The sequence below is a fragment of the uncultured Wocania sp. genome, from assembly GCF_964021735.1.
GTDB lineage: Bacteria > Bacteroidota > Bacteroidia > Flavobacteriales > Flavobacteriaceae > Wocania_A.
The window spans coordinates 12,822-28,835 of sequence record NZ_CAXIBN010000017.1 but is presented as its reverse complement, the minus strand read 5'-3'; the positions used below and the strand labels follow the sequence as shown (position 1 = coordinate 28,835).

The 16,014-nt window shown below is 32.6% G+C and carries 10 protein-coding genes; 2 read left to right on the top strand and 8 right to left on the bottom strand.

Translation table 11 applies throughout. From position 1 onward, the window contains the following. Nucleotides 1–148: 148 nt before the first annotated feature. Nucleotides 149–1,465, bottom strand: a complete 1,317-nt coding sequence (locus tag AADI82_RS02905) for a TlpA disulfide reductase family protein (protein WP_341214972.1) — start codon at nucleotides 1,463–1,465, stop codon at nucleotides 149–151. A 31-nt stretch (nucleotides 1,466–1,496) separates the two neighbouring features. Next, complete coding sequence (gene mfd / locus AADI82_RS02900; RefSeq protein ID WP_341214971.1) at nucleotides 1,497–4,844, bottom strand: transcription-repair coupling factor; 3,348 nt, start codon at nucleotides 4,842–4,844, stop codon at nucleotides 1,497–1,499. Between the two features lie 242 nt (nucleotides 4,845–5,086). Here mfd and AADI82_RS02895 point away from each other — a divergent pair, with 242 nt between their 5' ends. Further along, nucleotides 5,087–5,518: a TerB family tellurite resistance protein gene (locus AADI82_RS02895; protein ID WP_341214970.1), complete on the top strand. Its 432-nt coding sequence runs from the start codon at nucleotides 5,087–5,089 to the stop codon at nucleotides 5,516–5,518. A gap of 113 nt (nucleotides 5,519–5,631) precedes the next feature. On the opposite strand, the gene AADI82_RS02890 is transcribed toward AADI82_RS02895, so the two are convergent. From AADI82_RS02890 to AADI82_RS02880, 3 genes are all read right to left on the bottom strand, one after another. Next, nucleotides 5,632–6,927, bottom strand: coding sequence for a PepSY-associated TM helix domain-containing protein (locus AADI82_RS02890; protein ID WP_341214969.1), 1,296 nt, complete (start codon nucleotides 6,925–6,927; stop codon nucleotides 5,632–5,634). Nucleotides 6,928–6,930: 3 nt separating this feature from the next. Beyond that, entirely contained in the window at nucleotides 6,931–9,438 is a 2,508-nt protein-coding gene (locus AADI82_RS02885) for a TonB-dependent receptor (protein WP_341214968.1), read from the bottom strand. 264 nt (nucleotides 9,439–9,702) lie between these two features. After that, complete coding sequence (locus tag AADI82_RS02880; RefSeq protein WP_341214967.1) at nucleotides 9,703–11,829, bottom strand: Tex family protein; 2,127 nt, start codon at nucleotides 11,827–11,829, stop codon at nucleotides 9,703–9,705. 65 nt (nucleotides 11,830–11,894) lie between these two features. On the opposite strand from AADI82_RS02880, the gene AADI82_RS02875 reads away from it, so the two are divergent. Further along, nucleotides 11,895–12,365, top strand: coding sequence for a nuclear transport factor 2 family protein (locus AADI82_RS02875; RefSeq protein WP_341214966.1), 471 nt, complete (start codon nucleotides 11,895–11,897; stop codon nucleotides 12,363–12,365). A 59-nt stretch (nucleotides 12,366–12,424) separates the two neighbouring features. On the opposite strand, the gene AADI82_RS02870 is transcribed toward AADI82_RS02875, so the two are convergent. The 3 genes from AADI82_RS02870 to metG form a co-directional block, all read right to left on the bottom strand. Next, the gene (locus AADI82_RS02870; protein WP_341214965.1) at nucleotides 12,425–13,132 is read right to left on the bottom strand and encodes an OmpA family protein; all 708 of its coding nucleotides are present in this window, start codon (nucleotides 13,130–13,132) and stop codon (nucleotides 12,425–12,427) included. Between the two features lie 9 nt (nucleotides 13,133–13,141). After that, nucleotides 13,142–13,609: a lipocalin family protein gene (locus AADI82_RS02865; protein WP_341214964.1), complete on the bottom strand. Its 468-nt coding sequence runs from the start codon at nucleotides 13,607–13,609 to the stop codon at nucleotides 13,142–13,144. A 187-nt stretch (nucleotides 13,610–13,796) separates the two neighbouring features. After that, nucleotides 13,797–15,872, bottom strand: a complete 2,076-nt coding sequence (metG, locus tag AADI82_RS02860; protein WP_341214963.1) for a methionine--tRNA ligase — start codon at nucleotides 15,870–15,872, stop codon at nucleotides 13,797–13,799. Between the last annotated feature and the right edge of the window lie 142 nt (nucleotides 15,873–16,014).

The following is a 16,014-nucleotide window of genomic DNA, read 5'->3' as shown; positions in this document are numbered from 1 at the left end:
ATTGAGCATTTAGAAAATGCTTTTTATCATTTTTAATTGCCTCGCTTAACTGTGACACTGAGCACAGTCGAGATGTTGTTTAAAAGAACTTCATTATTACTGATTAACAGATAACCACGTCGCTTTGTTCCTCGTTATGGCGTTTATTTTATTCAGCTTCAAAAAACATTTTTAAAGCCTCAACATCTTCTGGTTTTGCAATAATTTTTTTGTCTTTGTTTAAAACAAAATAGGTTGGTGTTGCCGTAACACCGTAATCATTCCCAATTTTGTTATCCCATTTTCCTTCACCGTAAACGTGAATAAAATCAGCGTATTTTTTTATTAAAATATCCCATTTATTGGGTTCCTCTTCTAAGCCAATAGCTATTACTTTTACCTTGCCCGCTTCTTGTGTTTTTACAAAGGTTTGCAATTGCGGAATTTCATCTAAACAATGCGAGCATGTACTACTCCAAAATACGATGATGTAATTTACGGCAGTATTTAACTCGTTTAATTTTTTAGTTTCATTTTCAATTTCAAAAGAAAAATCAGGTGCTTTACTTCCTATAGAAGTGTTTTTAAACAAGGTTAAACCTTTAATTAATTCTTCATCATTTAGTGCTTTAGCTACATCGATTAAATGGGTTTCAGATATATAGTTTGCTACATTTTCAAATCCTAAATCTACCATTTGTTGCCATAAATCTATTAATAGAATCCGTTTTATTCCATCAGGAGCATACTTCATGGCATTGCAAAAAACATCGATATTGTTTTTATAATTTGTGATTTCGTCTACATCTTCAGATGACATTCCGAACACATAATTTAGCATCCGTTCATCAAAAAAATTAGAGCTTTGTAGCGTTTCATTATTAAAATCCACATAATCAAAATAATGTGTTTTTAGACTCTCAACATAGGTTTTTACATCCTCAAATGTTTCAGGAATATACGGTGTGTTTGCTTTAATAAACTCAAGTGCTATAGTACCCTTTGCCAAAGTTTCAAAACTAGATTGTGCTTCACGCTGTGTATTAAAAATAGACTTTAAAGCTATCGTATCTTTACTTTCTTCTCTGTAAAAATTACCAATACTGTGGGTTATCATAGACATACTATTTTTGTAGGATGCCAATAATTTGTTTTCAGCGGAAGCTAAAAATTCAACTCCAGTTTCAGAATTAAACGTAAATTCTATATTCTCTTTTCCGTTGTAAATAATATCAAAATTATAGTCTTCTTGCGGAATAGCATAAACGATTCTGTACATACCTTTTGTTGCTGCAGAATCTAATTTAAGTTCAAGAATTCCATCTTTAATCTCAGAGTTTGTAACGTACTCTGAAACCGTAGGTGTTACTTTATAAAGCAACGCTATATTATAATCTTCGGCTGGAGAAAATGTGCCTTTAATAGTGTGTTGCCCAAAAAAAATATTTGGCAGTAAAACTGCTAAGGCAACAATTCGTTTTAACATGAGTTTTAATTTAATTTTAATAAAACAATAATCAAGCCATTATAGGTTTTAAAACTGCTATGGCTTGTTTTACAGATTTAATAGATTCAAAAGTAAGTAATAACCGTAAACCATTACGGGTTTGCTTTTCTTTCATCTTACAAATACCAGCATTTGTTTGCACAAATTTAAGCACTTTTGTAAAGTTTTCGCTTTGGTAAAATTGGCTTTGTTGGTCGTTTATAAAATACCCTACAAATTTACCGTTTTTCATTATTATTTTTTCGAAACCTAATTTGGTAGCCATCCACTTTATTTGGACACTGTTTAATAAATCGGTCACTTGTGTTGGTAATTCTCCAAAACGATCTATAAGTTCTGTTTCAAATTTTTGTAATTCTTCTTTGGTTTTTAAATTGTTAAGTTGCGTGTACAGGTTTAGTCGTTCTGCAATATTATTTATGTAATCGTCTGGGAAAAGTAATTCGAAATCGGTATCAATTGTGACTTCTTTTACATAAACTTTATTGGTTTCATCTTCATTATATAATTCTTTAAACTCGTTTTCTTTGAGTTCTTCAATGGCTTCATTTAGTATTTTTTGGTAGGTATCAAATCCTATTTCATTAATAAATCCGCTTTGTTCGCCACCTAATAAATCGCCTGCTCCACGAATTTCTAAATCTTTCATAGCGATATTAAAACCACTTCCCAATTCTGTGAATTGCTCTAAAGCGGTAATGCGTTTTCGCGCATCGTCTGTCATTGCAGAGTATTCAGGTGTTATAAAATAGCAAAATGCTTTTTTATTGCTTCTTCCTACACGTCCTCGCATTTGATGTAAATCGCTTAGCCCAAAATTATTAGCATTATTAATAAAAATAGTATTTGCATTTGGTACGTCAAGTCCGCTTTCAACAATAGTTGTACTTACTAAAACATCGAAAGCACCATCCATAAATGCGAGCATTAATTGTTCTAACTTTTTGCCTTCCATTTGCCCGTGACCAATACCAATTTTAGCATCGGGCACTAAACGTTGTAACATGCCTGCAACTTCCTTTATATTCTCTATTCGATTATGAATAAAGAATATTTGTCCGCCACGTTGAATCTCATAGCTCACGGCATCACGAATGGTATCTTCATTAAATCTGATAACATGACTCTCAATAGGATAACGATTTGGAGGCGGCGTTGTAATTACCGATAAATCGCGTGCTGCCATTAAACTAAATTGCAATGTACGCGGAATTGGCGTTGCCGTTAGTGTTAGCACATCAACGTTATCTTTTAACGTTTTTAATTTTTCTTTTACGGCTACGCCAAATTTTTGCTCTTCATCTACAATTAAAAGGCCTAAATCTTTAAACTTAACATTTTTGTTAACTAATTGATGAGTTCCTATAATAATATCGACTTTTCCATTTTCTAAACCTTCAAGAGTTTCTCGTTTTTCTTTAGCGGTTCTAAAGCGATTTACATAATCTACGGTAACAGGAAAATCTTTTAAACGCTCTTTAAATGTTCTTGAATGTTGATATGCCAAAATGGTTGTTGGCACTAAAACAGCAACTTGCTTGCCGTTATCGACAGCTTTAAATGCTGCACGAATAGCCACCTCGGTTTTACCAAAACCAACATCGCCACAAACTAAACGATCCATTGGGCGTTCACTTTCCATATCGGCTTTAATATCTTCGGTTGCTGTACTTTGGTCTGGTGTATCCTCATAAATAAACGAGGCTTCCAATTCGTGTTGCATATAACTATCAGGATTATACTGGTAGCCTTTTTGTGTTTTACGTTTTGCGTAAAGTTTTATTAAATTAAACGCAACATGTTTTACACGTGCTTTTGTTTTTTGCTTAAGGGTTTTCCATGCATTACTACCAAGTTTATAAATTTTTGGAGGCTTTCCGTCCTTTCCGTTAAACTTAGTGATTTTATGTAATGCGTGAATACTTAGATACAACACATCGCGTTCGCCATAAACCAATTTTATTGCTTCTTGTTTTTTACCTTCTACATCTATTTTTTGAAGCCCTCCAAAGCGCCCAATACCATGATCGATATGCGTTACATAATCGCCAATATCTAAATTTGTAAGTTCTTTTAATGTGATGGCTTGTTTTTTTGCGTAGCCATTTTTAAGATGAAATTTATGATAACGCTCAAAAATTTCATGATCGGTATAGCATACAATTTTTGAGTCGTGATCTATAAACCCTTTATACAGTGATAATATTATAGTTTGATACTCTTTAACGTCGAGATTAGAATCGTCAAAAATATCATGAAAACGTTTTGCTTGTTGCTCACTAATACAAGCTATATAATTAGTATACCCCTTTTCATGATTAGCATTTAGATCCTCTATTAAAAGATTAAATTGCTTGTTAAATGAGGGTTGTGGTGTGGTATTGAAGGCAACAATGTTGCTAGATAAATTATTAAAAACAGAAGTTGTACCAAATTCAATTATTGTAAAATCTAATAATTGCTTTTTTAATAAGGTTGAATTAGAAAAAAGCTCGTCAGGTTCTGCGTGTTTTAAATCTGATGAGAGTTCTTTGAAAGCGTCTTCAGCTTTCTCATAAAAATCGTCTATTCTTGAAAAGAATAAATCGGTGTTTTTAAAACAAACAACCGTTTTTTGCGCAATATATTTTAAGAAACTTTGGCGTTTTTCTTCTATGAGTTTATTAGCAACATTTGGGATAATATTAATTTTTTTGACTTGTTCTACAGAAAGTTGAGTTTCTACATCAAAGGTTCTAATACTATCAACTTCATCTCCAAAAAACTCGATACGATACGGTTCGTCGTGCGAAAACGAAAACACATCCACAATACCACCACGCACTGAAAACTCACCAGGTTCGGTTACAAAATCCACGCGTTTAAATTGGTATTCAAACAGTACTTCGTTTACAAAATCGATAGAAATTTTATCGTTTACAGCCACCTTTAAAGTATGACGCTCTAACTCTTTTCTAGTAACCACTTGCTCAAAAAGGGCATCTGGATATGTAATAATTATAGCTGGCTTTTTTTGCGAATTAATACGGTTTAAAACCTCAGCACGAAGCAATACATTGGCATTATCGGTTTCTTCAATTTGGTATGGCCTACGGTAACTCCCTGGGTAAAACAAAACATCTTTGTGGTTACACAACTGCTCTAAATCGTTTAGATAATGTGCCGCTTCTTCTTTATCGTTAAAAACAATTAAAAACGGTTTTTCGGCTTGTTTAAAAACACTAGAAATAACAAAGGAAAAAGACGACCCTACAAGTCCTTTTACATGTATTTTATTTTGAGTTTGGGCAATAGCAGTTTGCAGATTTTGCGTTTGCAAAGTCTGTGCGTAGGTTTGCGAGAGGATAGATTTACTCACCTAATTATTAGATTTTAAGATTGCAAATATACAGTTTAGAATTCTTTTTATAAGAATTTTTTAGAAATTAGCTCGTGCATATTTTTTATTCTTTGCATTAGAAATTACACCTTTTCGACTTCGTTAAAGATAAACTTGAATCTCAATATTTTCCTTGTAAAATGAAATCCTAAAAAAAGCTAATTTTTAATTAAAAAAGATTGAAGTTTATTTATATTTGCAGCACAAAAAAACAAAAACATATGTCGTTTTCAGATTTATTTGATAGTGGTTTTAAAAAGCGTAATGAAGATCATTTTGCAGCTATAGTTCGTGTAGCTATGGATGATGGAATTATTACAGATGATGAGAAAGCTTTTCTAGATAGATTAGCCAACAATTTAAATATTAGTGAAGCAGATTATAAATTAATTTTAAAGAATTATAAATCGCATCCTATAAATCCACCTGTTTCTTACGACAAACGCTTAGAACGTTTATACGATTTGGTACGTATGGTACACGTAGATCAAATTAAAGGGGATTCAGAACACAGGCTTTTACATAAAATAGGTGTAGGACTTGGATTTCATGCTGTAAACGTAAAATATATAGTTGATAAGGCTTTAACGCTTGTTAGTAATGGTGTTGATTTGGATACTTTTATAAACGAAATTAAAAACATGAACAGATAATCTGTTTTCTGTTTTAATAGAAAAAATGCGAACTACTTTTCAGTTCGCATTTTTTATTTTTGCAGTTTTAATTGAATACGCTTTCACGAGATAAATTTGAGTTATCTAAAGTGCTATGAAATGTTATTATTTACCGCTTTATTTAGTCGGTACACAAAGATATAATAACCCATTGCCATAAAAACTAGCCAGCCTATACTAATTATAGAAACAACTTTTGTTGAAGCACTATATCTAGTTATTATGATACTATACATAAATAGCAACATGATTAGGTAGAATAACCCATTTATGTATTTCCAAACGCCCATAATTTTGCTTTCTTTTTTCTTTTGTTTTATTTTTTTACGCCTAAGGGTTATCCAAATTCCTGATAACACCAATGATGAAATACCCAAACCAGCTATAAACCATATAATTTTTGTTAGCAAGCCCCCAAAATAGCCAAAGTGTAAAGGGTCTGCAATATCATTAAGCCACATTACAGTAGATATTTCCTCAGCCTTCTGCACTTTTAAAACCTCATAATTATTTGGATTTATATATATTCTATTTGCTCTTTGGCGTACTAGGGGAACGTGAGACTTCCCTCTTAAATAAATAGCTTCATTATTGTTTTTTGAAGGGCTTATACCTCCAATCTCGATACCAGATACCTCTTGCTTTGCAAGAGCAATAGCTTTATCGTAATCTATGGTAAATCTAAATTTATCAGTATTGTTAAATACAGTATTTTCTATTTTAGGAGACTTGGGGTTTACTGCATCTCCTAAACCGCCTATGTTAGTACGTTCTGCAAAATACCAAATTCCTGTGATTGAAAACAGGATAGTAAACGGAATAGACCACAGCCCTACCAACCTGTGCAAACTTCTAAAAAAAACTAAAGCCCCTTTTCCTGTTTGCAGCTTAAATAACTTTTTCCACCATTTTTTATAAAAACATAACGCAGTAGTTAATGAAATAAATAAAAGAAACCCAAAAGTGAGTACCGTAAAATGCCCTATTTGAAAAGGTATAAATAAAAAGTAATGCAAGTCTCTAAAAAAACGCTGAAAAGTTAAGTTAGCATGCCCTTGTACCTCACCAGTATAGGGATTTGCAAACACATAAGTTCTACCAAAACCTTCTTGTTCTACATATAGAATATCGCATAAATAGGGTTCATCTGTTCTTAACCAATAGGTTAATTTTCCTTTGGGATATGCTTCTTTTAAATTTTTTATTATAAGATTTCTTGATGCTAAAGTATCCTGTGGTGTAGCTCTTATTTCTTTTATAAAAAGCCAATCTATTTCGTGGCTAAGTGTTGCTAGTGTACCAGAAAAGCATACTATAAAAAATAGTATGCCTAACTTAATTCCTATCCAACTATGAATTTTAAAAAATGTTTTCTTATTAATTTTCACTTATTAAAAAGTATAAGACACGGTAGTTATAACATTTCTTGGTTGTCCAGGGAACGATCTTAAAAAATCGTATGCACCAACCCAATGAGTTTTATTAAATACATTGTTTATGTTTAATTGTATTTGAAATTTGTCTACGTTATAATAAAAAGCCGTATTTACCAAACCATAACTTGGAAAAATTGGTACTAAATTAGGGTCGCGAATAATAGACCCTTTTCTTTCGCTTACGTAATCGTAGCCAAATCCTAAGCCTAAACCTTTTAAATCACCTTGACTGATAACGTATTTTGTCCATAAGTTAAACGTGTGCTTTGGTGCATTTGGTTTAGTATCTCCAAACTTTGCAAGGGTAGCTGCATCTGCTTTAGAAAAAAACGCATCGTTGTAAGCATAGTTAAGAACCAAGCTCCAGTTTTCTTGTAGTTTCCCGTAAGCGTCCAATTCTAATCCTTTTGATTTTTCTTCACCTATTTGCATCAATCTGTCTGGGTTATTAGTATCTCCAGCATCATATAAAGCTCCTTTTTGGGTTAAGTTGTAATATGCCAAAGAAACTCCTAATCTATTTTTAAACCATTCTGATTTAAATCCAAATTCAATCAACTCACTTGTTAAAGAATCAAAAGGGCCACCTGCATCTGGGTTATTAATGGCTGTGGCAGTTTGTGGTTGGTAACCTTTAACCCAAGTTCCGTAAGCATTTACATTTGATGTTACTTTATAAACAGCACCAATTCTTGGGATAAAAGCATCTTGGTTTATCTTTTCTTCGTTTTCGGTATTGTAATTTATGTAGTCTGTAAAGTATTCTTTTCTTAAACCAATTAAAAGATCGAGTTTTTTATAACTAAACTGATTTTGAATGTAAACTCCATTATTTACTTGTTTAAATTGCGTAAAGCTTCTTAGTCTGTAAACATATTTGCTCATATCTCGTAACACATTTCCTGTATTTGATGTTAAGTCAAAATGTGCCACGTTAGTAACGGGGTTTCCATTGGTATCTAAAACATAATTATCTATATTGGCAACATTAAACGAATTTGTAGCTGTTCCATTTTTTAATAAATAAGCTCGTGCTTCTAATTGAGAACCCCCTGGCTGTAATTCTTGCTGAAAATAATCGTACCCAACCAATAATTTATTTTTAATTTCACCCAAATTAAAATTGTAATTTAAGTAATTGTTAAAGTTTTGGTTGTTCCATGAGCGTTTTCTGTCAAAAACACGCATAGCTACTTTAGTTATATCAAAAGTTCCATCGCCCAAGGCTGCAAAGGAGTTTGCGGTTCGGTGTTCCAGTAAATCTTCATCATAACTAGAATTTAAGTATTTACTGTTGAAACTTAAATGGTCTGTAAATTTATGTTGTAACGATAATGTAATATTTAAATTAAATTCATTTAAATAATCGTTGGCAGCACTTAAAGATTTTGTAATAGGCACCGAATTTAGGTCTCCATTACCAAAAACAGCAAGTCCTCGGTCTATTCTGCCTTTTGAGTCTTGGTAAACAACATCAAAGTTTAAGCGTGTTTTGTCGCTGGGAATAAATGAAAATGATGGTGCAAAAACGATATTTTTAGAAAATTGCAAATCTCTAAAACCATCTGAATTTTCATAACCTATGTTTAATCTATACAATAGTTTTTTATCCTTGGTCATAGGCCCCGTAAAGTCTGACAACAGTCTAAACGTATTAAAACTACCCATAGATGCACTAATAGATTGCTTTTCTTCAAACAATGGTTTTTTAGTAACACTATTAACCACACCTCCTGGAGAAGCATTGCCAAATAAAGCAGATGCTGGTCCTTTTAAAACCTCGACACGCTCTATGTGGGGGATGAGTTGTTGTTTCCAAAAACTAGTCATGATACGCATACCATTTAGCATTAACCCAGAATTTCGCTGTCCTGAAACTCGGTGACCTCTTATAACCAAATCGTTATAAAACGAATGTTGATTTACACCACTAATATTTTTTACAACATCGTTAATTCTAAAAGCACCTTGATCTAAAATCACCTCTTTTGTAACATAGCCAACAGACTGTGGCACATCTTTTAATTTTGTAGCAGATTTTGTTGCTATAAACGAATTTGTGTTTTTGTAACTCTGTTCTTTACGCCCTATGATTTCAACTTCCTGAAGTTGTGTATTGCTTTCCTGTAAAATAAAATTAATTACAACTGGGTTTTTGGTTGCATCAATATTTTTAGTTATTGTTTCGTACCCTAAGGAACTTACAACTATATTATATTTACCTTTTGGAGCATAAAATTGAAATGCACCATTTTCATCTGATGATGTTCCAAGGCTTGTCCCTTTCAATAGTAGAGTTGCAAAAGGTACTGCCTCATTATTTTGACTTGTTATTTTTCCTTTTATTTCTACTTTTTCTGAACCATTTTGGGCAAAAGTAGACTGCATGATTATACTGCTTAAACTAAGTAAAGTAATCTTTAATATGTAGCCTAAGCTCATATTAAACTTAAAATTTTTCATATTTTTGAATTGAATGTTAATTGATTTTTTTAGAGTTGATTTGCATTTAACCGGTATGTAGTTTGCAGACGGCATACCGGTATTTTTTATTTTATTTTTTTAATATGATAACACTTTGCTATCATTTCTTGTAAATGAATTTTTGCAAATATATTTATTATTTTTATTTATTCTAAATAAGAATAACGTTTTTTAAGCTGAAAAATTTAACCAATTGTAAATCAGAATGATTAGTGCTTTTGCTTGTTAAAAAAAGCTATTAAGTTATTTTTGCAGTTTTAATTGAATACGTTTTCGCAAAACATCTACCTCTAGTACTTTTACAATAATTTGCTGATGTAGGCATACATGCTCATTAACATCTTTTACAAAACTATCGGATAAATTAGAAACATGAATTAAACCACTTTCTTTAATTCCAACATCTACAAAACATCCAAAATTAGTAATGTTATTTACAATTCCAGGAAGTAATTGTCCTTCTTTTAAATCGTTAATTGTTTTTATATTTTGATTGAATGTAAATACTTTAGCTTGTTCGCGAATATCTAGTCCAGGTTTTTCTAGTTCTTTAATAATGTCTTCAAGTGTTAGCAATCCAATGGACTCTGTGCAATATTTTTTTAAATCTATCTTTTGAAGCACATCTTTATTTCCAATTAATTCGGCAATTGTTTTCCCTAAATCTTTAGCCATTTTACTAATAATGCCATAACTTTCAGGATGTACTGCCGAATCGTCTAATGGGTTTTTAGCATTTTTGATTCTTAAAAAAGCAACTCCTTGCTCAAAAGCTTTTGTTCCTAATCTGGGTACTTTTTTAATATCTTCTCTAGAGGTAAAAGCACCATTTTCGTTTCTATAATTAAAAATATTTTTGGCTAGTTTAGGTCCAATTCCAGACACATAACTCAACAGCGGTATGCTTGCCGTATTAATATTTACACCAACAGCATTTACACAATTACCAACTACAATATCTAATTGTTTTTGAAGTTTAGCTTGGTCTACATCGTGTTGATATTGTCCAACACCTATAGATTTGGCATCAATTTTAACTAATTCTGCTAACGGATCTTGTAAACGACGACCAATAGATACCGAACCACGAACTGTAACGTCGTAATTAGGAAATTCTTCTCGTGCTATTTTTGATGCAGAATAAATACTCGCTCCAGCTTCGCTTACTACAAAAACTTGTACATTATTTTTAAAATGCACTCTTTTTACTAAAGCTTCTGTTTCTCTTGATGCTGTTCCATTTCCAATAGCAATAGCTTCTATTTTATAAGCATCGGCAAGCGAGCTTATTTTCTTTATGGCTCCAATGCTATCACTTTTTGGGGGGTGCGGATAAATAGTTTCGTTATATAACAGTGTGCCTTGTGCATCTAAGCATACCAGTTTGCATCCTGTACGAAATCCGGGATCGATAGCTAAAACGCGTTTTTCCCCTATTGGCGAACCTAATAAAAGCTGTTTTAGGTTTTTTGCAAAAACGGTTATTGCAGACTCGTCTGCTTTCTCTTTGGCTACTTGTAAAGCTTCGTTACTTAACGATGGAAATAATAAACGTTTATAAGCATCTTGAATAGCTATTTGAATCTGTTCCGCGCAAGTGTTATTGCTTTTAATAATGCGTCTTTCTATGTTATCCAAAGCGCGGTCGTCGTCTATACTAATTTTAACTCGAATAAAACTCTCACTTTCAGCTCTTAAAATAGCTAATAAGCGGTGTGATGGTATTCGGCTTAACGATTCTTCCCAATCAAAATAATCTCTAAATTTTTGAGCTTTTTCATCATCTATTTTTGCCTTTACTACTTTTGTGGAAATCATAGCGAAACGCTCTAATTGATGACGAATATTCGTTCTAACATCGGTACGTTCGTTTATCCATTCTGCAATAATATGTCTTGCTCCTTCTAAAGCATCATCAATCAAATTAACTTCACCTTTTACATATCTTAATGCCATAGATTCTAAATCATTTGCATTCTGACTCATTATAATTTTTGCTAATGGTTCCAATCCATTTTGTCGTGCCTTTTCAGCTTTTGTTTTGCGGCTTTTCTTGTATGGTAAGTATAAATCTTCAAGTGTTGTTAAATCTTGAGTAGCTTCAATTTTTTGTTGCAACTCTAAAGTTAAAACGGCTTGTTCTTTAAGTGTTTTTAAAATGGCAATCTTTCGTTTTTCTATAGTTTCGAACTGTTCTTTATACTTTACAATATTGCCAATTTGAACCTCATCTAAATTTCCTGTGCGCTCTTTTCTGTATCTTGAAATAAAGGGAATGGTGCAATCTTCATTTAATAATTCAATAGTGTTTTTTACTGAAGATTCTGGAAGTTTTGTATAGGAAATTATGTATTTTAGTTGTGCTGCCATTTACATTAAAGTAATTCAACAAAAATAAGGTTTATGTACCACTTGAATTAAAAAAATTGAATGTTATGAAACACTTATTAAAAGTATTTTTGTTTTCTTTTGTAATCTTTACTGGTTGCCAGAAAGACATAACAAAAACTAATGATACCAAAGATTTTGAAGCTGTTAAAAATTTGATACAAGGTGTATTTGATGATGTTTGGAGTGATAAGAAAGCAGAACTACTCACCAAATATCATACTGATGATTTTATTCTGTTAGAACATGGCGAGGTTTGGACTAATGATACAATTGCCAATTGGTGCAAGCGTGCCAAACTAAGAGACACCGGCTTAAAACGTATTAATAGTTTTGATTTTTTTAAGGCAGAAAAAGAAGATAATCGTATTTGGATGGCATACCATAACTATGCTACCATAAAATCTGATAGTTTAGAGCGCAAATTACAATGGCTAGAAAGTATTGTAGCTATTAAAAAGGATAGCACATGGAAGTTAGAAATGATGCATTCTACTAGAGTGAATAGAACGCAATAAAAAACAGGGGTATATCCAAAAAGATATGCCCCTGTTTTAATCATCAATCAAATAAAAGGCTAATTATCACCAGCCTGTTTTTTTGCATCATCCACCATTTTTTCATTTGGTAAAATAGCCACATTTACACGTCTGTTTTTAGCTCTACCCTCAGCCGTTGTATTATCGTGTATAGGTTGAGTCTCACCAAACCAATTTGTGGTTAAACGACCTGAACTTACTCCGTTTTGCGTAAAATAATTAGTTACAGCATACGCTCTGTTTTTAGAAAGCGTCATATTATAATTAGCATCTCCAACACTGTCTGTGTGTCCTACCACAAGAATATTAGTATCTGGAAATTCTTTAAAAACATTAGTAAGTTTATTTAAAGTTGTTTGAGATGCATTATTAATATTGTATTTATTAGTTGCAAAATATACACCGCTACCCTCATCAAAAGTTACCACAATGCCATTATCTACACGCTCTACTTTTGCCCCAGGAATTTCCTCTTCTATTTTTTGAGCTTGTTTGTCCATTTTATTACCTATAAGCACTCCAGCCGTTCCACCTACTACACCACCAATAACAGCTCCTAATTCACCATTACCTCCTTTACCAACATTGTTGCCAATAATAGCTCCTAAAATAGCACCGCCAGTAGTACCAATTACAGCACCTTTTTGTTTATTGTTTGCGTTTTGAACTGCTTTACAATTCATTAAACTAATTGTTAAAGCACCTGTGAATAGTAATATTGCAATTTTATTTATAAAAGTTCTCATAGTTATCTATTATTTAGTGAAATTCATATTAATTATAAATGGCTTTCCATCTACATATATGGTTTGTTGCCATTGCATATTTGTATCTGATAAAGATTTTAAGGACATACGAAACCCTTGATTGGTGTCTGATTTCCCTTTTTCGTTTGTAGGTTTCAACAAAAAGTCATAAAGCCCTGTTTGTTCGTCTATTTCTTGAAGAGTAAAATTAAAATAGCGCATTCCAGTTGAACAATTGGCATCATCAATATTATATGTTCCCGTATTATTGTTTGGAATAAAACGCCATGTACTACCTTCAAAACATGCTTTTGATGCATCGTTTAACAACGTTACATTATAAGTACCTAAAGCACTATAATTAATAGAGCTTAAAGTCCAATCGCCTTTAATAACTTTTTTTGAATCTCTAATAGTTTTTGATGCTCCACAGGACATTAAAGTAGCTGTGATAAGTAGTAAAATAATTCGTTTCATATAGTGGTTTTTAATTAATTTATATATGATAGATACGAATTTAACTATGCTTCTAGATGCTTAAGTTTATAAAGCAGCAACTATTTAAAGTTTTAAACAACATGAAGTAAGCTCTGTATTTTATTGACATACAGGTGTTTGAACACCATTAATTCCTTAATTATTATAAACTACTTTTAACAAGAAATTAACTTATTGGTAACCCGTTTGATATTGTATGACTAGCCTTAGTGTCTGGATTTACAAACACTAATTTACCATCGGATGTTTCAGTCATTAAAATCATACCTTGGCTTTCTACACCACGTAATGTTCTTGGTGCTAAATTAACTAAAACGGTTACTCGTTTTCCAACCACTTCTTCTGCAGTAAAACTTTCTGCAATTCCAGAGACTATCGTACGTACATCAATCCCTGTATCTACTTTTAAAACTAAAAGTTTTTTAGCTTTTGGCATTTTTTCAGCTTCTAAAATAGTCCCTACACGGATGTCTAATTTGGTGAAATCTTCAAAAGCAATAGTGTCTTTTTGTGGTTCAACCGTAGCATTCGCAATTTCATTAGCTTTTTTACTAGCTACTAATTTATCTAATTGTTTTTGAATAGTTTCATCTTCAATTTTTGAAAACAATAATTCTGCTTTTCCTATTTGGTGGTTTGCTGGGAGCAATACTTCTTTGGTACTTACTTCATTCCATGACGTCTTGACTGCGCTCGACGTGACATTCAATATGTTTTTCAACTTATTCGAAGTAAAAGGTAAGAACGGCTCACTTAAAGTGGCTAAGGCTGATGCTATTTGTAATGACACATACATAATAGTTTGTGTGCGAGCTTCGTCTACTTTAATGACTTTCCATGGCTCTTCGTCGGCTAAATACTTATTACCTAATCGTGCTAAATTCATAAGTTCTTGTCCCGCTTCTCTAAAACGATAACGCTCAATAGAACTTGCAATTACATCTGGATAGGCTTTAATAGTGTTTAGTGTTTCCTCATCTATTTGAGTCAATTCATTTGGAGCTGGCACAATTCCACTATAATATTTATTAGTAAGTACAACTACACGATTAATAAAGTTGCCAAAAATGGCTACTAATTCGTTGTTATTTCGTGCTTGAAAATCTTTCCAAGTAAAATCGTTATCTTTTGTTTCTGGTGCGTTTGCTGTTAAAGCATAACGCAATACATCTTGCTGATTTGGAAAATCTTGTAAATATTCTGGCAACCAAACCGCCCAATTTTTAGAGGTTGATAGTTTATTGCCTTCTAAATTTAAAAATTCGTTAGCTGGCACATTTTCTGGTAAAATATAAGAACCTTCGCTTTTTAGCATAGCTGGAAAAATAATACAGTGAAATACAATATTATCTTTTCCTATAAAGTGCACCAATTTGGTGTCTTTATCTTTCCAATAGGGTTCCCAATCTTTTCCTTCACGAGCTGCCCATTCTTTGGTAGATGATATATATCCGATAGGTGCATCAAACCAAACGTACAATACTTTACCTTCGCCTCCTTTAGTTGGAACTGGAATGCCCCAATCTAAATCACGTGTTACTGCTCTTGGGCGTAAACCATCATCAATCCACGATTTTACTTGCCCATAAACATTAGGTTTCCAATCTTTTTTATGTCCTTTTAAAATCCATTCTTTTAAAAAGTCTTCATGCTTATCTAAAGGTAAAAACCAGTGTTTTGTTTGTTTTAAGGTTGGCACATTACCTGTTATGGCTGATTTAGGATTTATTAAATCGGTTGCATTATGGCTGGTTCCGCAATTTTCACATTGGTCGCCATAGCTTTCTTCATTGCCACATTTTGGGCAAGTTCCTACAACAAAACGATCTGCTAAAAATTGGTTGGCTTCTTCATCAAACAATTGCTCTGTGGTTTCTTCAATAAATTCACCTTTATCATTTAAAGTTGTGAAAAATTCTGATGCAGTTTCGTGATGAATTTTAGCTGATGTTCGCGAATAATTATCGAAAGTAATTCCAAATTCTTCAAAAGATTGTTTAATTATGGCGTGATATTTATCTACAATATCTTGCGGAGAAACACCTTCTTTTTTTGCTTTAATAGTAATAGGCACACCGTGTTCGTCGCTTCCGCAAACAAAAAGCACATCATTTCCTGTTAAACGTAAATAGCGTGCATAAATATCTGCTGGCACATAAACTCCTGCTAAATGTCCAATATGAATAGCACCGTTTGTATAAGGTAGCGCCGCAGTAATGGTATGTCGTTTTGGTTGATTCATCAATCTAAAAATTAAATTTTAATCGTCATTGCGAAGGAGGTTACGACTGTGGCAATCTCATGAACAGGAAATTAAATTAAACAGATTCCCACGCTTCACTTCGACAAGCTCAGTGTAACACGCTCGGAATGACGTATCATTT